Annotated in this window: 19 protein-coding genes and 1 riboswitch; of the genes, 13 read left to right on the top strand and 6 right to left on the bottom strand. The window is 69.6% G+C overall.

Annotated elements, in window-relative coordinates; translation table 11 throughout:
- Positions 1-3 precede the first annotated feature (3 nt).
- Complete coding sequence (locus ACQBAU_RS03655) at positions 4-1518, top strand: alkaline phosphatase PhoX (protein WP_465255159.1); 1515 nt, start codon at positions 4-6, stop codon at positions 1516-1518.
- Positions 1519-1599: 81 nt separating this feature from the next.
- Here ACQBAU_RS03655 and ACQBAU_RS03650 read toward each other — a convergent pair whose 3' ends face one another.
- The 3 genes from ACQBAU_RS03650 to ACQBAU_RS03640 form a co-directional block, all read right to left on the bottom strand.
- On the bottom strand, positions 1600-2664 hold the full coding sequence (locus ACQBAU_RS03650; RefSeq protein WP_465255160.1) for a Gfo/Idh/MocA family protein: 1065 nt from the start codon (positions 2662-2664) through the stop codon (positions 1600-1602).
- 154 nt (positions 2665-2818) lie between these two features.
- Positions 2819-3583, bottom strand: a complete 765-nt coding sequence (locus ACQBAU_RS03645) for an SDR family NAD(P)-dependent oxidoreductase (RefSeq protein ID WP_434550172.1) — start codon at positions 3581-3583, stop codon at positions 2819-2821.
- A 2-nt stretch (positions 3584-3585) separates the two neighbouring features.
- A complete protein-coding gene (locus ACQBAU_RS03640; RefSeq protein ID WP_465255161.1) occupies positions 3586-4782 on the bottom strand; it encodes an acyl-CoA dehydrogenase family protein in 1197 nt (398 codons plus the stop codon).
- A 107-nt stretch (positions 4783-4889) separates the two neighbouring features.
- Positions 4890-5001: riboswitch (TPP riboswitch) on the top strand.
- Here ACQBAU_RS03640 and ACQBAU_RS03635 point away from each other — a divergent pair.
- The 5 genes from ACQBAU_RS03635 to ACQBAU_RS03615 all read left to right on the top strand — a co-directional run bounded on the left by ACQBAU_RS03635 (position 4995) and on the right by ACQBAU_RS03615 (position 10666).
- Positions 4995-5612 (top strand): ECF transporter S component, encoded by a 618-nt coding sequence (locus ACQBAU_RS03635; RefSeq protein ID WP_434550174.1) that lies wholly within the window; start codon positions 4995-4997, stop codon positions 5610-5612. It overlaps the preceding riboswitch by 7 nt.
- A complete protein-coding gene (locus tag ACQBAU_RS03630; protein ID WP_465255162.1) occupies positions 5609-7297 on the top strand; it encodes an ABC transporter ATP-binding protein in 1689 nt (562 codons plus the stop codon). The genes ACQBAU_RS03635 and ACQBAU_RS03630 overlap by 4 nt, the downstream gene beginning before the upstream one ends.
- Positions 7294-8094 (top strand): energy-coupling factor transporter transmembrane component T family protein, encoded by an 801-nt coding sequence (locus tag ACQBAU_RS03625; RefSeq protein WP_465255163.1) that lies wholly within the window; start codon positions 7294-7296, stop codon positions 8092-8094. The genes ACQBAU_RS03630 and ACQBAU_RS03625 overlap by 4 nt, the downstream gene beginning before the upstream one ends.
- Before the next feature lie 33 nt (positions 8095-8127).
- A complete protein-coding gene (locus ACQBAU_RS03620; protein ID WP_465255164.1) occupies positions 8128-9531 on the top strand; it encodes an FAD-binding oxidoreductase in 1404 nt (467 codons plus the stop codon).
- A 28-nt stretch (positions 9532-9559) separates the two neighbouring features.
- A complete protein-coding gene (locus ACQBAU_RS03615; RefSeq protein WP_465255165.1) occupies positions 9560-10666 on the top strand; it encodes a pyridoxal-phosphate-dependent aminotransferase family protein in 1107 nt (368 codons plus the stop codon).
- Positions 10667-10691: 25 nt separating this feature from the next.
- On the opposite strand, the gene ACQBAU_RS03610 is transcribed toward ACQBAU_RS03615, so the two are convergent.
- Positions 10692-11363, bottom strand: coding sequence for a DUF4097 family beta strand repeat-containing protein (locus tag ACQBAU_RS03610; RefSeq protein WP_434550179.1), 672 nt, complete (start codon positions 11361-11363; stop codon positions 10692-10694).
- Between the two features lie 200 nt (positions 11364-11563).
- On the opposite strand from ACQBAU_RS03610, the gene ACQBAU_RS03605 reads away from it, so the two are divergent.
- Entirely contained in the window at positions 11564-12517 is a 954-nt protein-coding gene (locus ACQBAU_RS03605) for a beta-ketoacyl-ACP synthase III (RefSeq protein ID WP_434550180.1), read from the top strand.
- A 42-nt stretch (positions 12518-12559) separates the two neighbouring features.
- Here the strand turns inward: ACQBAU_RS03605 and ACQBAU_RS03600 are convergent, their stop codons facing one another.
- Complete coding sequence (locus ACQBAU_RS03600; RefSeq protein ID WP_465255166.1) at positions 12560-13738, bottom strand: peptidoglycan recognition protein family protein; 1179 nt, start codon at positions 13736-13738, stop codon at positions 12560-12562.
- A 155-nt stretch (positions 13739-13893) separates the two neighbouring features.
- On the opposite strand from ACQBAU_RS03600, the gene cysS reads away from it, so the two are divergent.
- The 3 genes from cysS to ACQBAU_RS03585 are packed head-to-tail and all read left to right on the top strand — an operon-like array spanning position 13894 to position 16721.
- Positions 13894-15312, top strand: a complete 1419-nt coding sequence (gene cysS, locus ACQBAU_RS03595; RefSeq protein ID WP_465255167.1) for a cysteine--tRNA ligase — start codon at positions 13894-13896, stop codon at positions 15310-15312.
- A gap of 2 nt (positions 15313-15314) precedes the next feature.
- Positions 15315-16274 (top strand): 23S rRNA (guanosine(2251)-2'-O)-methyltransferase RlmB, encoded by a 960-nt coding sequence (gene rlmB, locus ACQBAU_RS03590; RefSeq protein ID WP_434550183.1) that lies wholly within the window; start codon positions 15315-15317, stop codon positions 16272-16274.
- A gap of 33 nt (positions 16275-16307) precedes the next feature.
- Positions 16308-16721, top strand: coding sequence for a hypothetical protein (locus tag ACQBAU_RS03585; RefSeq protein WP_434550184.1), 414 nt, complete (start codon positions 16308-16310; stop codon positions 16719-16721).
- A gap of 87 nt (positions 16722-16808) precedes the next feature.
- Here the strand turns inward: ACQBAU_RS03585 and ACQBAU_RS03580 are convergent, their stop codons facing one another.
- The gene (locus ACQBAU_RS03580; RefSeq protein WP_465255168.1) at positions 16809-18650 is read right to left on the bottom strand and encodes a peptide ABC transporter substrate-binding protein; all 1842 of its coding nucleotides are present in this window, start codon (positions 18648-18650) and stop codon (positions 16809-16811) included.
- Between the two features lie 274 nt (positions 18651-18924).
- Between ACQBAU_RS03580 and ACQBAU_RS03575 the strand changes: the two genes are divergently transcribed.
- Genes ACQBAU_RS03575 through ACQBAU_RS03565 form a run of 3 tightly spaced genes read left to right on the top strand, consistent with a single transcriptional unit; the run spans position 18925 to position 22722 of the window.
- Positions 18925-19935, top strand: coding sequence for an ABC transporter permease (locus ACQBAU_RS03575; RefSeq protein ID WP_434550186.1), 1011 nt, complete (start codon positions 18925-18927; stop codon positions 19933-19935).
- Positions 19928-20926 (top strand): ABC transporter permease, encoded by a 999-nt coding sequence (locus ACQBAU_RS03570; RefSeq protein WP_465255169.1) that lies wholly within the window; start codon positions 19928-19930, stop codon positions 20924-20926. The genes ACQBAU_RS03575 and ACQBAU_RS03570 overlap by 8 nt, the downstream gene beginning before the upstream one ends.
- Positions 20923-22722, top strand: coding sequence for a dipeptide ABC transporter ATP-binding protein (locus tag ACQBAU_RS03565; RefSeq protein ID WP_465255170.1), 1800 nt, complete (start codon positions 20923-20925; stop codon positions 22720-22722). Before ACQBAU_RS03570 ends, ACQBAU_RS03565 begins: the two co-directional genes overlap by 4 nt.
- Positions 22723-22740: the final 18 nt, after the last annotated feature.

The raw sequence follows: 22740 nt of genomic DNA, 5'->3' as shown, positions 1-22740 counted from the left end.
CCCATGTCTGATCAAGTGACTCGCCGCGGCTTCATCGGAGGCTCCGCGGTTGCCCTCGGGTTCGCGTTCGCCGGTGCCGGCAGCCTCGACCCGTTCGTCCGGGAGGCCGCAGCGGCCACCACGCGACCGGCGCTCGGCTACGGCCCGCTGCAGTACAAGGCGGGCGAGGTCATCGCGCTGCCGGAAGGCTTCTCGTACAAGATCCTGGGCGAGGTCGGCAAGATGACCGAGGGCGGCATCGTGCACCCCGACGACCCCGACGCGATGGGCGTCTTCGAGCGTCCCGCCGGCGGCTCGATCCTGGTCACCAACCACGAGAACGGTGGCTCCGAGGCCTACCCGGTCCCCCATGACAACGCCGACATCGTCTACGACGAGGGCGGCATCGGCGGCACCACGACCATCGAGGTCGACGCCGACGGCAACAACGTGCTGCAGTACGCCTCGGCGGCCGGCCACGTGAACAACTGCGCCGGCGGCATCACCCCGTGGGGCACCTGGCTGACCTGTGAGGAGACCGAGGCCCGCGCCGGTGGCAAGCTCACCAAGGACCACGGGTACGTCTTCGAGGTCGACCCGACCAGCCAGGCGGCCAACCACGGCAAGTCGAACCTGCCGTTGAAGTTCCTGGGCCGCTTCGCCCACGAGGCCACCGCCACCGATCCCCGCACCGGTCACATCTACCTGACCGAGGACGCCGGCAACCCCAACGGGCTGTACTTCCGCTGGTCGCCGCCGGCGGGCTACCGGCTCGGCAAGGACTCGCTGCTCGACCTCGCCGTTGACGGTGCCGTCGAGGTGGGCAAGCTCGAGGCGATGAAGTGCTTCGACGCCGACGGCAACCACGTCGCCGACCTGGCGGCCGCCACCGACTTCAACACCAGCTACCGGGTGCGCTGGGTCCCGGTCCCCGACCGCGATGCCCGCCAGGTGTCGATCCGCAGGCAGTTCAGCGATGACGAGGTCACCCGCTCGCGCAAGCTCGAGGGCCAGTGGTGGGGCGACGGCGGCGCCTACTTCGTGTGCAGCTTCGCCCGCCTGTCCGACGGCTCGGTGAACGAGCACGACGGCCAGGTCTGGTTCTTCGACCCGCGCAAGGAGCGGATCACCCTCAAGACGATCTTCGGGGTCAATCCCGACGTCGACAACGAGAACAACCACTTCGATGGTCCGGACAACATCACCGTCTCCGCCCACGGCGGATTGATCCTGGCCGAGGACGGGTCCGGCAAGTCGCACCTCGTCGGCGTCACCGAGCAGGGCAAGTCGTACCCGCTGGCGCTCAACCAGAGCAGCGACAGCGAGTTCGCGGGTCCCGCGTTCAGCGCTGACGGCAAGACGCTGTTCGTGAACATCCAGTCGGGCCCGGGCTACACGCTGGCCATCACCGGGCCGTGGGGGCGCCCGTCCAACGCCGCCCCGCACGCCAACACCGGCAACGGCAACCCGCAGCGCAACAGCCGCGGCAACAGCGAGCACCGGAACAAGCGCAACGACGACGGCAACAACGACGACTGACCGGTTTCGTCCGGGACATGACAGCCCGGACACGACACTGGGCCCCTGCCGAGATGATCTCGGCAGGGGCCCACGTGTCGTTCAGGCGAAGTCGGCCATCTCGCGAGCGCTCTCCATGACCTCGACGACCTTCCGCACGCTGGCGGGGGTGACGAACAGGTCGGCCCCGTTGCGCAGCGTGTCGTACAGCTTCGAGTAGTACTGCTGGGTCCGCTGGTTCGGCGGCGGCACCGCGATCGTCTCGGTCTGCCAGTCGAACTCCTCCTTGGCGCCGTACTTGCGGCCCTCGGGGGTCGACGCGTCGGCCTCGATGGCCGGCATCTTCGACAGGTCGACCCACTTGACCTGCAGCTCGCTCGGCGACCCGATGATGCCGCCGGTGGTGCCGACGACGTACCAGGAGTCCTGCGGGAACGTGATCGCACCGCTGGACTCGAGGTCCAGCACCGGGCCCTCGGCCGGTCGGAGGGTGATCTTGACGTGGTCCTCGGCGTCGCCGGCCGAGTTGGTCCGGCGCAGGTCGCCGAGCACGTCGATGTCGGTGTCCGGGTCGAGCAGCGTCATCAGCTGGTCGAGGAAGTGCAGGGCGGTGTTGGGGAGCTCGCCGCCGCCCATCGAGCGCAGCGTCTGCCAGTCGGCGCGACGGGCGAACCGGTGCACGGTGCGGCGGACCAGGATGATCTCGCCCAGACGACCGGAGTCGAAGACCTCCTTGACCGCGAGGAAGGACGGGTCGAGTCGCTGGTTCTGGAACGCGGTGACCACGACGCCGGCCTTCTCCGCGGCCGCGGTGAGCTGGTCGACCTCGGCCAGGGTCGTCGCCATCGGCTTCTCGATCACGACGTTGCGACCGGCCTCGATCGCGGCCAGACCGAGCGGTACATGGGTGTGGGAGGGGGTGGCGACGATGATCAGCTCGACGTCGGCGTCGGCGATCAGTTCCTCGGGGGTGGTGTAGGTGTCACACCCGAACTTCTCCTTGGCCTCCTCGAGGCGATCGGGCATGGCATCGGCCACTGCGACGACCTGGTACTGGTCGGCGACCTCCGCCATGCCGGCGGCGTGGATGCCCCAGCCACTGCGTCCCAGTCCAAGGATTCCCACCCGGACCTTGTTCGTGGCCTGCTCCGTCGGCGTTTCTGCCATGTCTTCCTCGCGTTCTGGCGTTGTCGGCACGTGCTCGGATGCCAGTTCTGACACCCGCGGGCCAACCTACCGATCCACCCCCGGGGGTGCAATCGCTTGCAACATGTGGACACCTCGTCGGTACGAATCGGATCGGCCGTTCGGGTGCGCGAGGTCAGCGCGGGGGCATCCGCAGTGCCCCGTCGAGCCGGATAACGTCCCCGTTCAGGTAGGGGTTCGCCACGATCTGACCCACCAGCTGGGCGTACTCCTCGGGCCGGGCAAGTCGGGACGGGTGCGGAACGCCGGCACCGAGCGAAACGCGGGTGTCGTCGGGCAGCCCCGCCATCATCGGGGTGTCGACGATGCCGGGGGCGATGGTCATCACCCGGATCTGTTTGTCGGCCAGGTCGCGGGCCGCCGGCAGTGTCAGCCCGACCACCCCGCCCTTGCTGGAGGCGTACGCGGCCTGCCCGACCTGCCCCTCGAAGGCGGCGACCGACGCGGTCATCACCACCACCCCACGGTCGCCACCCGACGGCTCGTTGTCGACCATCGCCGCCGCGGCCAGCCGCAGCAGATTGAAGGTGCCGACCAGGTTGATGTCGATCACGGTCCGGTACGCGTCGAGGTCGAGCACCCCTTTGCGGCCGATGATGCGGCCGGGGTTGACCACCCCGGCGCAGCTGACCGCCACCCGAAGTGCACCGAGTCGTTGCGCGGTCCGTACGGCCTCGGCGACCTGCTCGGCGGATCGGACGTCGGCCGGGCAGAACCGGGCCCGCTCCCCCAACTCGTCGGCCAGTGCCGCGCCCGCCGACGACTCGAGGTCGACGATCACCACCGACGCGCCCCGGTCATGCAGGTGTCGGACCGTGGCGGCCCCCAGCCCGGAGGCACCGCCGGTGACGAGGGCGACGTCGTCGGTCGCGAGTTCCATGATCAGTTCTCCTGTCGACGGTCGGTGTTGCGGGTCGCGAGGCCACTGCGGACCTGCGAGCCGATCAGCTGGCGGGCGATCACGATCCGTTGGATCTGGTTGGTGCCTTCGAAGATCTGGGTCACCTTGGCCTCCCGCATCCACCGTTCCGCCGGGAAGTCGCGGGTGTAGCCGTACCCGCCGAGCACCTGGACCGCGTCCTCGGTGACCTGCATCGCGGCGTCGGTGGCGGTGAGCTTCGCGACCGCGGCCGCCCGGCTGTAGGTGCGACCCGCGTCCTTCAGCCGGGCCGCGTGCAGGTACGTCGACCGGGCCCGATCGACGGCGGTGGCCATGTCGGCGAGCAGGAACTGCATCCCCTGGAACTCGGCGATGGCCCGACCGAACTGGTGGCGCTCCCGGGCGTAGTCGACGGCCAGGTCGAGGGCTGCCTGGGCCAGTCCGGTCGCACAGGCGGCGATGCCGAGTCGACCGGAGTCGAGCGATCCGAGGGCGATCCGCAGGCCGTGGCCGGGATCCCCGATCAGTCGGTCGGTCGGTACCCGGACGTCGTCGAAGTGGACCGTCGCGGTCGGCGAGGCGTTCATCCCCATCTTGTGCTCGGGGGTGCCGAAGCTGAGGCCCGCCAGGTCACCGGGCACGACGAAGCACGACACCGGCAGGCTGCGGTCGTTGTCGGTGCGGACGAAGGTCGTGTAGTAGTCGGCATGGCCGGAGTGGCTGATCCACGACTTGGTGCCGTTCACCACCCAGTGGTCCCCGTCGGCGCGAGCCTTCGTGGTCATCGCGGCGATGTCGGATCCGGCGCCGGCCTCCGACAGCGCGTACGCCCCCAACAACTGGCCGCCGATCATGTCCGGCAGCAGGGCCTCCTGCTGGGCCGCGGTGCCGTGGGTGGCGACGGCCAGGCAGGTCATCACGTGCACCGACACCCCCACCCCGACGCTCAGCCAGGCCGTCGACAGTTCCTCCAGCGCCTGCAGGTACACCTCGTACGGCTGCGCCAACCCGCCCCACTTCTCCGGGTAGGGCATGCCGAGCAGCCCGGACTCGCCCAGCAGCGTGAACAGGTCGCGCGGGAACTCGCCGGCGGCCTCGGCCGCCGATGCCCGGGGCGCCAGCTCGGCCTGGGCGATCTCGCGGACCAGGGCCACAAGGTCGTGTCCCTCCTCGGTGGGGAACAACCTCTCGACTGCCATGGGGCAACCGTAGTGCGCCATGGGCCACGGCACCCGCCGTTCGTGTCGAACAGTCCGACGCGAGCTGGACCCGTGCGCACCCTCCGCGGCAGCTGGGCTACGGTGTGGCTCACGCACGCGGGAGCTCGGTAACGGCCGGGCTGAGAGGAAGCGAACCACGCTTCGACCGCCAAACCTGAACTGGGTAATGCCAGCGCAGGGAGGGTATCCACATGAACGCAGTTTCCACGCCCGATCAGTCCAGCACCACACCCCCACGTACGCCGTCACGCCAGGGCTGGCAGCTGAAGGACATCGTCCTGCTGGTCGTCCTCGGCGTCGTCTTCGGGGTCCTCTACTGGGCGCTCGTCCAGGCCTGGGGTGCCTCGCGGCTGCTGTTCGGCGACCTCGCCGAACACGTCCTGGCCGGCGGCTGGCTCATCGTCGCCCCGATCGCGATCGCGATCATCCGACGCCCCTTCGCCGGGATCGGCGCGGAACTCATTGCCGCCGTGGTCGAGTTCATCTTCCTCGGCTCGCCGGTCGGTCCGCTGCTGGCCGTCGTCGGTCTCATCCAGGGCGCCGGCAGCGAACTTCCGTTCGCCCTCACCCGCTATCGCAACTACTCGTGGTGGATCTTCGCCGTGTCGGGCCTGCTGGGTGCGGGCCTGGTCTTCTTCTGGTCCGCCTATCAGGGCGGCTGGTACGGCACCGACCTGCTGTGGATCCGGTTCGTGGTCCAGATCATCAGCGGCGTCATCCTGGGCGGCCTGCTGGCCAAGGTGACCGTCGGTGGCATCCACCGCACCGGCGTCGTCGACAACTACGCCATCGGCCGCGAGTCCGAGTGACCCTGGTCGAGCTGCGCGACGTGACCGTCACCGCGGCGCGGCGTGACACCCCGGTGCTGCGCGAGGTCCGGTTGCAGGTGGCGCCGGGCGAACGGGTGCTGGTGCTCGGGCCGTCGGGGTCGGGCAAGTCGTCCCTGCTGCGCACCATCACCGGCGTCATCCCGCATTCAGTCAACGCCCGTCTGGCGGGCGAGGTGCTGGTCGCCGGTACCGACACCGCCGACACCAGTGTGGTGGAGCGCTCCCGGATCGTCGGGTTCCTCGGCCAGGACCCCGCCGCCACCGTCTGCCTGGCCACGGTCGAGGACGAGGTGGCGCTCCCGCTGGAGAACCTCGCGGTCGACCGGGCCGACATCTCAGCTCGGATCGACTCCGCCCTCGCCACCGTCGGGGCGACACAGCTGCGCCACCGGGGCACCGGCGAGCTGTCCGGCGGCGAGACCCAGCGGGTCGCGCTGGCGGCCACCCTCGCCATGCGGCCGCAGGTGCTCCTGCTGGACGAGCCCACCTCGATGCTCGACCCCGTCGGCATCACCTCGGTGCGCGAGGCGGTGGCAGCGGCGGCCACCACCGACCAGCCCGCCGTCGTCCTGGTGGAACACCGGCTCGACGAGTACGGCGGCACCGCCGGCGCAGCCGCCCTGCCCAGCCGGTCGGTCGCGCTCGACGCCGACGGACGGATCATCGCCGACGGCCCCACCGCCGAGGTCCTGACCACCCACGCGCGCACCCTCCACGACGCCGGCTGCTGGCTGCCGCTCACCGCCGAGCTGTACGCCCTCAGCGGGCACCCGGGAGGACTCGCCAACCCGCAGGTCGTCGACTGGCTACGCCGCGGCGGCTCCGACGACAGCACCGCCCGGACGTCGGCCGGGCCCGCGACGCCTGCGCCGGATCCGGTGCTGACCGCCACCGGGGTGACGGTCCGTCGCGGCACCCGCGACCTGCTCACCGATCTCGACCTCCAGCTGCACCGCGGCGAGGTGGTGGCACTGCTCGGTCCCAACGGCGTCGGGAAGACCAGCCTGCTGCTCACCCTAGCCGGGCTGCTGCCACCGGGTCGCGGCAGCGTGACCGGGCCACGTCCGGCGATGGTGTTCCAGAATCCCGAGTGGCAGTTCCTGGCGCATCGGGTGCGCGACGAGATCGCCGTCGGACTGACCGGTCCGGACGTGGCCGATCGGGTGACTCGGCTGCTCCGGGAGCACCGCCTGACCCATGTCGCCGACCAGAGCCCCTTCCGCTGTTCCGGCGGGGAGCAGCGCAGGCTCAGCCTCGCCGCGATGCTGGCGCACGCCGACCGTCCCGTGCTGTTGGCCGACGAACCGACCTTCGGCCTCGACCGGCGCGACACGATGACCGCCGCGCGTACGCTGCGCGCCGCGGCCGATGCTGGCCGCGCCGTGCTGTGGTCCACCCACGACCTGCGGTTCGCCGCGACGGTCGCCGACCGGGTGGTCGTGCTCGGCGAGCTTCGACCCGGGGCAACCGCAGGCACGGTTGCCGACGGTCCTACGCTGCCGGTGCTGGCCGACCCGGCCGTCCGCGAGGCCGGTGGGCTGGTGCTGCCCGAACTGCTGCGCTTCCTCGTCGCCGAGCTGGGCACCGGAGCCGAATCCGTGGCGGTGCTGCGCCGGCTGGCCGGTTGGCCGAGCCCGCAGTCGTCGGTCCAGCAGGTCCGATGAGTGCACTGTTGATCCGGGCCGACCCTGCCTCCCCGCTGGCACGCCGCAACCCGACGGTGAAGCTGGCGCTGCTGTTCGTGGTGTCTGTGGGTCTGCTCTTCCTGGCCGATCCGGTCTCCACCTGGACCCTCTACGGCCTGGCCCTGCTCGGCGCTTGGGCGGGTACGCGCATCCGCCCCCGTACCCTGCTGCTCGCCCAACTGCCCTTCCTGGCGTTCGGCTTCGGGGTGTTCTGGATCAACGTGCTCAGCCGTCCGGGTGAGGTGCTGTGGCAGTACGGGCTCCTGCGGGTCACCGTCGAGGGCCTCGGCGTCGGAGCCGCCCTGGCGGCCCGTGCCCTGACCATCGGGGTGCTGTCGATCGCGCTGATCCACTCCACCGGCGCCGTACGCCTGATGGCGAGTCTGCACCAACACGCCCGGCTGCCGGCGCGGGTGAGCTATGCCGTCATGTCGGGCTATCGGCTGCTCGAACTGCTGGGACGGGAGTGGGTCACCATCCGCCGGGCCCAGGACGTCCGCGCACCCCTGGACGCGAAGGGCCGACCGCGCCGCGGGCTGCGGACGTTCACGTCCGCCGGGTTCACCCTGCTCATCACGGCGCTGCGGCGCGGCGAACGGGTGGCCGAGTCCCTCGAGTCACGCGGTCTGGGACTGCAGCCCCGGACGATCTGGCGGCCGGTGCCGATCGGCCCCGGCGATGTCTTGCTGGTGGTCGGAGTGCTGGCCGTCATGGGCGCGGTGATCGCGTTGGCGGGCTGGGCCGGAGTCCTGCAAGGACCGGGGGCGCTGTTCTGATGCCGGGGGCATGACCCGGGATACGGTGGCCGGGTGAGCACCGCTACGTCTCCTGAGCCCGCGGCCGGGTGGGACGGCGCCCTGGCGGAGTTGTCGGCGGCACTGCCCGACGGGGCGCTGCTCACCGATCCTGCCGCACTGCAGTCGTACCGTCACGACTGGTCACGTGATCCCTCCGCCGGGACCCCGGTCGCGGCCGCCCGGGTGACCGACGCCGCGCAGGTCCAGACGGTGGTGCGATGGGCCGCGACCCATCAGGTGCCGATCGTGCCACGCGGCGCCGGGACCGGGTTGTCGGGTGGTTCGAGTGCCGTCGACGGCGGCATCGTGCTGAGCCTGGAGCGCATGACGGCGGTGGAGATCGACGTCGCGACCCGGACCGCGATCGTGGAGCCCGGCGCGTTCAACGTCTCGGTGAAGCAGGCGGCCGCCGACCACGGGCTGTGGTACCCACCCGACCCGTCGTCGTACGAGATCTGCTCCATCGGCGGCAACCTGGCCACGAACGCCGGTGGACTGTGCTGCGTGAAGTACGGCGTCACCACCGACTACGTGCTGGGCATGGACGTGGTGCTGGCCGACGGGACGTTGATCACTCTCGGTGGGCAGCGGATCAAGGATGTCGCGGGATTGTCGCTGACGAAGCTCTTCGTCGGGAGCGAGGGAACGTTGGGCATCTTCACCCGGGCGGTGCTGCGGCTGGTGCCGATGCCCGACCCGGTGGCGGGGATGGTCGCGACGTTCGACGACGTCACCGCGGCCGCCCGGGCGGTGGTGGCGATCGGGGCCACCTTGCGGCCGTCGATGCTGGAGTACATGGACCAGCTGTCGATCCGGGCGGTCGAGCGGTTGCGACCGATGGGACTGGACACCGAGTGCGGGGCCATGTTGATCGCCCAGTCCGACGCCCCCGGGGATGCTCGACGACTGGAGGCCGAGGAGATGGCGCGGCTCTGCCGGGACACCCCCGGGGTCCGGGACGTCTTCGTGACCGACGATCCCGCCGAGGCGGAGATGTTCACCGCGGCCCGCCGCAGCGCCTTCCACGCCCTGGAGCCGCTTGGGTCGATCATGTTCGAAGACGTCGGGGTGCCGATCCCGAAGCTCCCGGACCTGGTCGACGGGATCGCCGGGATCGCTGCCAAGTATGACGTGCTGATCCCTGTGGTGGCCCACGCCGGAGACGGCAACACCCATCCGAACGTGATCCACGACGCCGCAGACCCCGACTCGGTGGCGCGGGCCCGTGCCGCGTTCGACGAGGTGATGCGGCTGGCGGTCGACCTCGGCGGGACGATCACCGGCGAGCACGGCGTGGGTCGCAGCAAGAAGGGCCTGCTCGGTGATCAGCTCGGCGACGACGTGCTGGCGTTGACCCGCCGCATCAAGGAAACCCTCGACCCACAAGGCATCCTGAACCCCGGAGCCATCCTGTGACCCGCCGTACGCCAGTGGAGGAGACCACATGACCGTCCTGCCCGAACGTCACCTGTTCGGCCCCGGACCGGGCAACCCGTACCCGGAGGCGACCGCCGCCCTGGCCGCACCGCTGTTGGGTCACCTCGACCCCGACTTCCTCGACATCATGGATTCGGCCTGCGACGGTCTGCGCACGGTGTTCGGTACGGCCAACCGCCGGACCCTGCCGCTGAGCGCGACCGGTTCGGCCGGGATGGAGGCGGCGTTCGTCAACCTGGTGCATCCGGGTGACGTCGTCGTGGTCGGGGTGAACGGGCTGTTCGGGCAGCGGATGTGTGACGTCGCTGCCCGGTGCGGTGCCGAGGTGATCGCGGTCGAGCACGAGTGGGGTCAGCCGCTGTCGGCCGACCGGATCGCCGACGCCCACCCGCGGCCGGCGCTGATCGCCGCCGTCCACGCCGAGACCTCGACCGGGGTGCGCAGCGACCTGGCCGCTCTGGGCGCGGTGAAGGGGGACGCCCTGCTGGTCGCCGACACCGTCACCTCGATCGCCGGCCTCGAGTTGCGGTTGGACGACTGGGGCGTCGACGTCGCGTACGCCGGGACCCAGAAGTGCCTCGGGGTGCCACCGGGCCTGGCTCCGTTCACCATCAACGATGCTGCGTTCGAGCGACGCCGTACGCCGTCCCCGTCCTGGTACCTCGATCTGGGGATGCTCGGCGGCTACGTCGGTGAGACGTCGGACACCAAGCAGCGCACGTACCACCACACCGCGCCGACCGCGATGGTCGCGAGTCTGGCTGCGGCACTGCGCCAGATCGTGGCGGAGGGGTTGGAGAACGTGCTGGCCCGCCATGCCGAAGCGGGTCAACTGTTGCAGGACGGACTGGTCGAACTCGGCCTGGAGTTGTTCGCCGCCGAGGGGCACCGGCTGCCGGACCTGACCACGGTGAAGGTGCCTGCCGGGGTCGACTCGGCCCGCGTCCGGTCGTACCTCATGGACCGCCACCGGATCGAGATCGGTGCCGGCGCCGGACCGTACGCGTCGACGGTGTGGCGGCTCGGGCTGATGGGGCACAACGCCCGCCCCGACCGCGCCCTGTTCCTGCTCGCCGCGATGAAGGACGCCCTCGCCCACGCCGGTCGACCCTGATCAGGCGCCCTGACGTGGCGCCGCGTCAGTCCGACACCTCGATGTCGCCGTTGGTGGTCCGCACCCGGATCGGCCGCGATCCCGAGCTCGGCATCACGTCGAGGTCCCCGTTGCGGGTGTCGGCCTCGATCGCGTACCCGTTCGGCCCGCTCCCCTCGGGCAGCTCGATCGAGACGTCGCCGGAGGTGGTGGTCACCGACACCTCGACCGGCGCAACCTCCCACTCCAGCTCGACGTCACCGTGGGAACCCTGGACCGTGATCCGCTCGGTGCGTAGTTCCTCGCCGGTGACGTCGCCGTTGGTGGTGGCGACACGGAGCTCGACGTCGGCGGGCACGCTGAGGGTGAGGTCGACGCCCGGGTGAGCGGTGATGGAGAAGGTGGTGTCGACCTCGCCGGTGGTGATCCCGGGCTCCCCTTCGCCGACCCTGCCCGACCAGCTCCCGGTGGCGGGCTGCCCGTCGATGCCGATGAGTTCCAGGTCACCGCCTGTCAGGTTCACCTCGATGACGCGCGTTCCCGGTGGGACGGTCACCAGACCGACGCCACGACCCCGGGTCTCACTGGTCAGCGACATGGCAGCGACCGCACCACCGGCCAACAGCGCCGCCCCGGCCCCCAACGCCAGGAAACCCCGACGGCTGCGCGTCCCACTGTCGTGCTGCTCCCCTCGCACCTCGGGGCGGTGGCGGGTCATGCGGGACGACCTCCCCGGTGGCCGGCACCGTGCTGCATCCGGGGTCGTAGAGCGGAAACTCGTCCTGCTGCCCCGGGTGGTCCTCGGGATTCCGCGTCGTCACGTTCACTCCCTCGTCGGCGGCGGACCGCCGACCGGCACCGCGTCCACGTCCGACCCTACAGACGCTTCAGCGCCGCCGCGGCGCATACTAGGTGCTCATGATCGGTACGCGACTCCTCGCCGTCGGCCACCACCAGCCCGACCGCGTCGTCCCCAACAGTGAGTTGGAGTCCATGGTGGACACGAACGACGAGTGGATCCGGCGCCGGGTCGGCATCGTCGAACGCCGCTGGGCCGGCCCCGACGACACCGTGGTGACGATGGGCACCGCGGCCGCCCGGATGGCGCTGGAGAAGTCGGGACTGGCACCGTCCGACATCGACATGGTGATCGTCGCGACCTGTACGGCACAGGACCGATCCCCCAACACGGCCTCCCAGGTGTCGCTCGCGCTCGGCATCACCGGGCATGCCGCACTCGACATCAACGTGGCGTGCTCCGGCTTCCCGCACGCGGTGGCGTTGGCCCAGCACGCGATCGGCGCCGGCTCGGCGACCAACGCGTTGGTGATCGGTGCGGAGAAACTGACCGACTTCACCGACTTCACCGACCGGACGACCTGTGTGCTCACCGCGGACGGGGCCGGTGCATTCGTGCTCACCGCGAGCGAGCAGAACGAGGTGTCCCCGGTGCTGTGGGGTTCGGTGCCCGAGATGGGCAGTGCGGTCCGGATCAGCCCCGACGACCACGACAACAAGTTCACCCAGGACGGCAAGGCCGTCTTCCGGTGGACGACCTTCGAGCTCCCCGAGATCGCGGCCAAGGTGATCGACCGCGCCGGCCTGCAGCCGAGCGAGATCGCCGCGATCGTGCTGCACCAGGCCAACCTGCGCATCATCACCCCGCTGGCCGCCAAGATCGGCGCCGAGCAGGCCGTGGTCGCCACCGACGTGACCGAGTCGGGCAACACCTCGGCGGCGTCGATCCCGATGGCACTGTCGAAGCTGCTGGCGACCACCGACCTGCCGCCCGGGGCGCCTATGCTGCTGTTCGCCTTCGGTGGCGGGCTGTCGTACGCCGGCCAGGTGGTCGGGGCCCCGCTGCACCGCTGAGCCCCGACCCACCCGACCTCCGCTGTGAGGGGTCGGGGGCCCTCAGCCCCGTGCCATCAGCGAGCTCCAGGTGATCGGGCCGACGACCCCGTCGACGACCAGGTCGCGGGAGTCCTGGAAGGCCTCCACCTTGCCGTGCGTGCCCGGACCGAACTGCCCGTCGACCGTGGTCGCGAAGCCGCGGCCGCCGAGGCCGACCTGGACACCCCGGACGTGGTCACCTTCGTCGCCCTGACGCGCGGTCAGCACCACCTTCGGCCACGTCTTCGGTCCCACGACACCGTCCACGGTCAGGTCGGCCCAGTCCTGGAAGGCGCGCACCGCCCCGTCGGTCTTCGGGCCGAAGCTGCCGTCGACCACGAGGTCGTGGCCTCGCTGGCGCAGCAGGTACTGCAGGCTCTTGACCCGGAACCCGGTCGATCCGGACTTGAGGATCGACCACGAGTTCTCGTCGCCGGGCGGGGTGCCACCCTCGGGCGGCGGGGAGACCGGCCCACCGTCGAGCACGATCTGCACGTGCTCGCGGAGCGTGGCGAGGTTGGCGTAGAACAGGTCGCCGGGGCATTCGGTCGAGCTGAGCTGACGGTGACCCACGATCTTGCTGACCGGGACCCGGTACTGCTGGCACAGGTACGCCACGAACGTCACCAGCGACTTCCACTGCGGCTCGCTCGGCAGGGCGGCGGTGTAGAGGCCGTCGTTCTCGATGCCGACGGCCTCGCTGTTGTGGCCCTTCGCGTGGGCCCCCAGGATGAAGCGGCTCCCGTTGCGGACGGCGGCCAGGCTGCCGTGCCGCCCTTCCAGCACGTGACCACCCTGGCTGATCGTGAACTGCTGGCCGGAGTCGCCGAAGTTGCGGGCGAAGTGGTCCCGCTGGATCTGCCGGGCCCGGGCATACGCCTGCGACAGCGAGTGGTCGGTCGTGTTCGGGTACGTGGTGTGGTGGATCGCGATGTAGGTCGGGCGGTAGTACAGGGTCTGCAGGGTCTGCCGCGGCGGCTCGGCACCCCAGTCGCCGGTGGAGTGCACCTGCGGCGCAGTGACCGCGGCCGCGGTCGGGGCCATGAAGTGTGCGGCGGTGACCGACGAGGCCATTGCCACACCGCCGACGGCGGCGGCCCCGAACAACGTCCGCCGCCCGAACGCACGCGGGGCTGCGAGCTCCCGTGCGGTGGTCGACGAACTGTCCGGTCCGGCTTGGGGGTGGTCCTGGTTGCACATGCGCGATCTCCTTCGGTGGGGGTCGCTGGGACGCTAGAGGCACAGCGGGTCATCGACGGGACGCCGCGCTCCGGATTGCCGGAGGCGGCAACGGCGATCCACGGCTGCGGTCCGACGTGGGCAGCGGTCCCGGCCGTGGCCGGTATCCTGACGCCGTGAGTTTGCGCCTGTATGACACTGCGACCCGCGAAGTACGCGACTTCGTGCCCGTCGAGCCCGGCACGGTGTCGATCTACCACTGCGGGCTCACCGTGCAGTCGGCACCCCATCTGGGCCACATCCGCAAGGAAGTGGTGTTCGACGTGCTGCGGCGGTGGCTCACCCACTCCGGCTACCGGGTGACGGTGATCGCCAACATCACCGACATCGACGACAAGATCCTGACCAAGTCGGCCGAGGCCGGGGTGCCGTGGTTCGCCCACGCCTACCGCTACGAACGTGAGCTGCACGAGGCGTACGCCGCGCTGGGCTGCGAGCCGCCCACGTACGAACCGCGGGCCACCGGCCACATCCCCGAGATGATCGAGTTGATCAAGGTGCTGATCGAGCGCGGACACGCGTACGCCGCGACCGACGACTCCGGCGACGTCTACTTCGACGTACGGTCCTGGCCCTCGTACGGGGAACTGTCCGGCCAGCGGATCGACGACATGGAGCCGGCCGCCGATGCCGACCCGCGCGGCAAGCGTGACCCCCGCGACTTCGCACTGTGGAAGGGACACAAGCCGTCGGAACCCGAGACGGCGTCGTGGCACACCCCGTGGGGTCGGGGTCGGCCGGGTTGGCACCTGGAGTGCTCGGCGATGGCCCAGAAGTACCTCGGCACGGAGTTCGACATCCACGGCGGCGGGCTCGACCTGCGCTTCCCGCACCACGAGAACGAGCTCGCCCAGTCGCGAGCCGCCGGTCACCGGTTCGCGCGGTTCTGGATGCACAACGCGTGGGTGACCGCAGCCGGCGAGAAGATGAGCAAGTCGCTCGGCAACGGTGCTCTGGTGTCGGAGGTGACCAAGCGCCATCCACCGCGGGCGGTGCGGTTCTACCTCGTCCAGCCGCACTACCGGTCGTCGGTCGACTTCGCCGACTCCTCGTTGGCGGAGGCGACCGCGGCGCTCGCCCGGATCGACTCGTTCGTCGACCGTGCCGCCAGGCTGGCACCGGGCACCGACGCCGGCCCGCTGCCCGCCGCGTTCGTCGCGGCGATGGACGACGACCTCGGCACCCCGACCGCGATGGCGGAGGTGTACGCCGCGGTCCGGGCGGGCAACCAGGCGTTGGACGCCGGGGACGCCGGCGGGGTGAAGGACGCGCTGGCCGCGGTGTTGGCGATGCTCGACGTGTTCGGGCTGCGGGCCGACGACCCGGTCTGGGCGAGTGGCACCGGACATGACCTGGCACCGGTGGTGGACGGTCTGGTCAGTGCGCTGCTGGCCCAGCGGCAGGCCGCCCGGGAACGCAAGGACTTCGCCGCCGCCGACGACGTCCGGGACCAGCTGACCGACCTCGGCATCAAGATCGAGGACACCCCGTCCGGACCGCGCTGGAGCGTGGACCCCGGCACCGGAAGGAACTGATCATGGCCGGCAACAGTCAGCGCAAGGGCGCGGTCCGCCGCAAGGGCAAGGGCAACACCGCCGGGTCGGGTGGCCGGATCCGGCGCAGCCTGGCCGGCAAGGGGCCGACCCCGAAGGCCGAGGATCGCGAGTACCACAAGGCACATCGGGCCAAGAAGGCTGCCGCCCGACGGCCGTCCGGGAGCGGCCCACGGGGTGAGCGGACGGGCCGCCCCGGTACGGGGCCGGAGTGGGTGGCCGGACGCAATCCGGCGCTCGAGGCGCTGACCGCGGGGATTCCGGTGAAGACCGCGTACGTGGCCGAGGGTGCCGACCGTGACGAACGACTCCGCGGGATCCTCAAGACGGCGGCCGACCAAGGGATCGTGCTGCTCGAGGTGACCCGTGCCGAGTTGGACCGGCTGACCGGTGGCGCGGTCCACCAGGGAGTCGCCCTGCAGTTGCCGGAGTTCCGGTACGCCCATCCCGACGACCTGTTGGCGACCGCCCTGGAGTCGGAGGCCGAGCCACTGGTGGTGGCCCTCGACGGGGTCACCGACCCGCGGAACCTCGGCGCGATCGTGCGCTCGGCCGCCGCCTTCGGCGCGTCGGGGGTGTTGATCCCGGAACGTCGCTCGGCGGGGATGACCGCGGCCGCGTGGAAGACCTCCGCGGGTGCGGCGGCCCGGCTCCCGATCGCCCGCGCCACCAACCTGAACCGATCCCTGCAGGCGTACGCGAAGGCCGGCTTCACCCTGGTCGGTCTGGCCGGTGAGGGTGACGCCGACATCGCATCCGTCCCCGGTACCGACGGCCCGCTCGTGCTGCTGGTCGGCAGCGAGGGCGACGGGTTGTCGCGGTTGTCACGCGAGGCGTGCCACCAGCTGGCCCGGATCCCGATCGCGAGTGACGTCGAGTCGCTGAACGCCGGAGTTGCTGCCGGGGTGGCGTTGTACGAGATCAGCCGCGTCCGCAACGGCTGACAACCCGAGGCACACCCTGCACGTGTACCGGTCATGATCGGAACACACTCCACCGCAGGGCAGGCCACCACGGCCCGCATCGTCCGCATCATCGGTGCCGGCTGCACCGTTGCGACAGCGATGGGCGGTGTGGTGCTGTGCTTCTTCCTCGGCCTGGTCCCGCCCGAACCCGTCGGGTGCATCGTGGAGTCAGGGCCCGATGTCCTCTGCAGCGTCATCGTGGCGGGCGCTGCCATCCTGGTGGCGCTGCTGCTGGCCGCGGCTCGGACGACCACCTCACCCCTGATCGGCAGCCTGCTGCTGGCCGCCTTCGCCACCCAGGGCGGAGATGACTTCTCCATGTCGCTCGGGTTCTTGTTGGCCTTCGGGATGTTGATCATCGCGATCGTGGCGAAGTGCATCGAGGAGTTCCCCGTCAGGCTGCTCGCAGCCGGTCGGCGCGACTGATCATCGATCCGGTTGACGTGACAGGGCCCCGGCGGAGAACGGTCTCCGCCGGGGCCCGGTCGTACGTGGTGCGGCTGTCACTCTCGATCAGAGCGGATCGAGCGTGACCCCCTTCAACCCGTAGATGTGGTCCGGGTAGGACGTCGGGATCATGCCCTTGATGCGCGGCTTGATCATGAACGTGTAGCCCGCCCACAGCAGCGGGATCCAGTAGTAGGTCTCCTGCATCGTGATGCAGGCCTGGGTGGCCAACTCGGTGGCGCGTTCCGGATCGCTCAGGGCCGCGACCGCCGCCGCGTTCTGCTCGGCGAACTTCTTGTACTCCGGCGTCCAGTTGGCTTCGGTGAGCTCCTCCACCTTGGCCAGCTGCTCGACCGGCGTGAACTCACCCTTCCGGTCACCCCGGGTGATGTCGAAGATCTCCTTCTCGACGTCGTACGGGATCGAGGTGCGGTTCCAGTACGGTGTCGGCTGCGCACCGTAGCGGAGGATGTTGAACGGCGAGGGCGCCTGGTAGTTGAACGCGAACCCGGTGAACTCCGGGGCCTTGTTGCCGTACAGCTCGTCGCCGTAGACGCCGACCTCACGCACCGCGACCTCGGCCTTGATGCCGAGGTGCTCACCCCACATCTCGGCGGTGGCCTCCAGCATCGGCATGGTGGCGTAGGTCAGGATCGACAGCATCGGGATGTCCTTGCCGCCGGCGTGGCCCGCCTCCTCCAGCAGCGCCTTCGCCCGATCGGGATCGAACGGGATGGCCGGCAGCTGGTCCGCGCCGGTGATGTCGCTCGGCACCCACGACGGCCCGGCCACGTCCGGCGGTGCGACCGAGGCCAGTGCCTCCCGGTCGATCGCCAGCGCCAGCGCCTGCCGCACCTTGAGCTTGGTGCGCAGCACCTCGTTCTTGCTGGCCAGCAACTGAAGTCCCTTGAACTGGATCAGGGTGCCCCGGACGAGCTGCTCCTCCAGGTCCGACCGGCCGGCGATCAGCGCCGAGGGGTCACCGTCCACCCGGAAGGTGTCGATCTCGTTGGCGTTGTACGACACCATCATGCCGGTCGCACCACTGGAGTTGAACTGGATCTCCCGGGTCTTGATGCTGTAGGAGTCCTTGTCCCAGTAGGTGTCGCTCAGCTCCATCTTGCCGCCCGAGTTCTGCGCGTACTCGACCAGCGGGTAGGGGCCGTTGCAGACCAGCTTCTCCGGCATCCAGAAGTCCTGGACGTTCGCCTCGACCGACTCCTGGTGCAGCGGCAGCAGGCTGACCAGGCTGTTGATGAACTCCGGGTCCGGCTCGGTCATCGTGAAGACCAGGGTCTGCTCGTCGGTCGCCTCGATGCCGACGGTGGAGAAGTCGTCGGTCTCCCCGGTGTAGTACGCCGGCAGGCCCTTGATCTTGGTCCGGGACTCGGAGCCGTTCTTCGCCGGGGGATTCTCGTTCTCCTGCTCGCCCAACTTCGGCGAGTAGTAGTACGCGTAGCTCCACACGAAGTCGTTGGCGGTGAGCGGGTCACCGTTGTTCCACGTGGTCTCGCGCAGCTTGAAGGTGTAGGTCAGGCCGTCCTCGGAGGCCTCCCAACTCTCCGCCACGCCGGGCAGGTAGTTCGCCGAGTCCGCGGGGTCACGACGGACCAACCCTTCCCACATCATGGACATCAAGATGGTGCCCTGGGGGGACCCGGAGCCTCCGAAGGCCGGGTTCAGGTGGTTCGGTGGGCGGCGGGCCTCCCGAAGTGTGTCGGTCATCTCGCCGGCGCCCGGCTCATTGCCGGGGCCCTGCTCGGGATCGTTCGCCCCGAACCCGCACGCACTCACCCCCACCGCAGCCGCGGTGAGCGATCCGGCGAGCATCGTTCGGCGGGTCAGCATCGGGCCGACGATGGCGCCGACCCCTCGGGTCACGCCGTGCTGGAGCTTGGTTTCTGACATCGTCTCCTCCTCCTGGCCGTCCGGCTTCCTTGCCGACCGGCGGCCAGACGATAATGGGCCATCTGGGCCCCGATTATGCGCGAAAACGGTCCGAGGCACCACACCCTGTCGGTGTCAGTTCGGTAACGCTGGCTCCCCGCAGGCGTGTGGACCCATGATGGCGTGCGATTGTGGACGTTCAGCCTTCCTCGTTTGCAATGCGGATACGGTCGCGTAAGATTTCGGCTGTTCGAGGTTCGAACCGCGCGAGGATGCGGCGGCGACGGAGGGGTTCATGGCAGGGAACATCATCAAACGACTCTTGCGGCTGGTGGTGTCGATCCTCGCAGTGTCGATGATCACCTTCGGTCTGCTGCAAACGGTCCCGGGCTCGTTCGGCGAACTCGCCAACATGAACATCGGGCTCGGACTCGACCAGACGGCCGGCGGCCCGCAGGACGGGAACAACGCCGGCAGCGGCGGCGAGGCACCGGCCTGGCTGCAGTACCTCGGCTTCATGCAGAGCCTCGTCACCGGCGACCTGCCCTACACGTACAAGTATCCGCAGCTGACCATCGGCGACGTGATCGCGCAGGGCTTCCCGATCACCGCCACGCTCGCGGTGCTCGCCATCATCCTCACCCTGGCGCTGGCCATCCCGATCGGCCTAATGGCCGCGGTGTGGAAGGACTCGCTGTTCGACCGCATCCTGATGACGCTCACCACGGCGCTGACCGCGATGCCGGGCTACCTCTTCGTGCTGGTGCTGGTGCTCATCTTCGCGCTGGGCCTGGGCTGGTTGCCGACCGGCGGCTGGGAGGGTCCGATCTACCTGGTCATCCCGGTCACGGCCATGGCGCTGGAAGGCGTTGCCTCCCAAGCACGGTACGTACGCTCCTCGGTGCTCGAACAGTTGCGTGAGGACTACGTCACCGCTGCGCTGGCCAAGGGTGGCACCCAGCGGATCGTGATGGTGCAGCACGTGCTGCGCAACTCCCTCATCCCGCTGGTCACCGTCGCCGGCCCGTACTTCGCCCAGTTGCTCACCGGCACGGTGTTCATCGAGGCCCTGCTGCGGATCCCCGGACTCGGCCTCTACTTCGCCACGGCCGCACAGAGCCGCGACATGCCGCTGCTGATGGGGTCCACGCTGTTCTTCGCCATCCTGCTGGTCACGATGAACATGCTCGTCGACCTCAGCTACCGCGTCCTGGACCCGCGTGTCCGGTACTCCAGCCCCGCCGCTTCGATCCGCAGTCGACGAGCCCGGGCCGCCACGTTCAAGAAGGAGGCCGCCCGTGCCTGACGAACCCAACAGCACCGACGAACCCATCACCACCGACGAACCCACGACTCCCGACGGGGTGTCGCGTGGCGTCGCCACCGACGTGTCCGACGAGGTGGCCACAGACATCGCCGACCAGCCGGGGAAGGCGCCTGAGCGTGCCCGCAGTGAGTTCTCCCGCGCCTGGGCCCGGTTCCGTCACAACAAGGTCGCCCTGATCAGCCTGATCTTCGTCGGCCTGCTGATCCTGATCGCGATCTTCGGCCCCTTCTTCATGCCGTACGGGGTGAGCGAGCAGGACATCCTGCGACGCCTGGAGCCCATGGGATCGCCCGGCCACCCGCTCGGTACCGACCCGTTGGGTCGCGACCTGATGACCCGTCTGGTGTACAGCCTGCGCAGTGCCCTGACGATCGGCTTCGTGGCCGAGGCGCTGTCCCTCGGCTTCGCCCTGCTGATCGGAATGGCCGCCGGCTACCTGGGGGGCCGGTGGGAAGCCGTCCTGATGTTCTTCACCGACATCATGTTCGCCTTCCCCCGTTACCTGTTCGCCATCATCCTGGTGGTCGCGATGGGTCAGGGCCTGTGGACGATCATCATCGCCATCTCGGTGGCGTCCTGGGTGGGACAGGCCCGACTGGCCCGCGCCCAGGCGCTCAAGGTGAAGAACTACTCGTTCGTCGAGGCCGGTCGTTCGATGGGTGCCCGTGGCACCACCTTGGTGATGCGCTACATCCTGCCGAACTCCTGGGGTCCGCTGCTGGTCACCACCAGCTTCGGCATCCCGGCCGCGATCGCGGCCGAGACCGGTCTGGCCATCCTGGGCCTGGGCGTGCAACCGCCCACCCCGACCTGGGGCGGAATGATCATGGATGGTTACAACTACGTGTTGGGTGTGCCCCACCTGATCGTGTGGCCGCTGCTGCTGTTCAGCCTCACGATGCTGGCCTTCACCTTCATCGGTGACGGCTTCCGCGACGCATTCGACGTCTCCGAGGAGGAGCAGGCATGACGACCACCACGGGACGAACGGTGGCAACACCGGATCAACCGGCGGCCGACCCCAAGACACTGCTCTCGATCCAGGACCTGCGCGTCGTGTTCCGCGACCGACGCAAGGTCGAGAACGTCGCGGTGGACAGCTTCAGCGCCGAGATCCGGGAGGGCGAGCACCTCGCGATCGTCGGCGAGTCCGGCTCGGGCAAGACCGTCACCATGCGGTCACTCATGCAGCTGCTGCCCGGCACCGCCACCGTCACCGGCAGTGCGTACTTCAAGGGTGAGGAACTGCTCGGCAAGCGCCGCGACCAGATGCAGAAGTATCGCGGCCGGCGCATCGGGATGATCTTCCAGAACCCGTCCCAGGCGTTCAACCCGACCATCCCGCTGAAGCGTCAGCTCACCGAACACCTCGGCTGGCACGGGATCTACGACAAGAAGGAGGCGCTGGAGCGGGCGATCGACACGCTCGATCGGGTCGGCATCCCCGACCCCGCCCAGCGCATCAACCTCTACCCGTTCCAGCTGTCCGGCGGCATGCTGCAGCGGGCGATGATCGCCCAGGCGATCGTCGCCGAGCCCGAACTGCTGATCGCCGACGAGCCGACCACGGCGGTGGACGTCACCCTGCAGCGCCAGGTCCTGGACCTGCTGCTGCGGCTGGGCACCGAAGGGTTGACCATGGCGGTGATCACCCACGACCTCGGCGTCGCGCGGTACATGTGCGAGAACGTGATCGTGATGCAGCACGGCAAGATCGTCGAGCGCGGCGGCATGCGCAACTTCGCCGAGAACGCCCAGACCGACTACGCCAAGCGGTTGCTCGATGCGGCACTGGACGTCGACGCCGACCCGGTCGAGCAGAAGCGACAGCGGGACCGGGTCAACCTGTTGACGGCCCATTCCCTCACCAAGGTGTTCGACGGAGCGGCCGGCGAGGTCACCGCCGTCGACTCGGTCGACGTGGAGATCGGTACCGGCGAGGCGGTCGGCGTCGTCGGCGAGTCCGGCAGTGGCAAGTCGACGCTGGCCCGATTGCTGCTGCGGCTGATCGAGCCCACCTCGGGTGAGGTCACCTTCGCCGACATCGACCTGCTCGCGGCCAATCGCCGTACGATGCAGACCGTCCGGCGGGACGTGCAGATGGTGTTCCAGAATCCGTACGCCTCCCTGCTGCCACAGCTGACGATCGCCGAGAACGTGATCGAACCGCTGCGGCTGCACCGCGTCGGTTCGAAGCGACAGCGACGCAAGCGCACCCTCGAACTGCTCGAGCAGGTGGGGATCCCGCGCAACCGCGCCGACCACTACCCCCGCCAGTTCTCCGGCGGGCAGCAACAGCGTGTCGCGATCGCCCGCGCCCTGGCCCTGGAGCCGAAGCTGTTGGTGTGTGACGAGCCCACCTCGGCCCTCGACGTCTCCATCCAGGCCGAAATCCTCGAGCTGTTGGCCGAGTTGCGGCGTGAGCTCAACCTGTCGCTGCTGTTCATCACCCACAACCTGGGCGTCGCCCAGGAGGTGTGTGACCGGGTCATCGTGATGACCCAGGGCAACATCGTCGAGTCGGCCCCGACCGACGTGCTGTTCTCCAAGCCGAGCCACAGCTACACCCGGGCCCTGCTGTCGGCCGTGCTGCCGGCCAAGGGTGACCCGCTGCCCTGGCAGCCGGTCGGCAAGCTCGACCTGACCGGCCAGGAGCTCGTCGAGGTCGCCGACCGTCACTGGGTACGGACCGAGCCGGACCATTCCGACGTACCGGACGAGGTCCTGATCCAGGAGCAGCTCGAGGCAGAGGAACCGACCGGCTGACCTGAGCACCGGGCCGGC

This window comes from Carbonicoccus niuqiaonis, assembly GCF_050157065.1.
GTDB lineage: Bacteria > Actinomycetota > Actinomycetes > Propionibacteriales > Propionibacteriaceae > Avipropionibacterium.
Note: the sequence above shows the minus strand (reverse complement) of the source record. Positions and strands in the feature narration are given on the sequence as shown.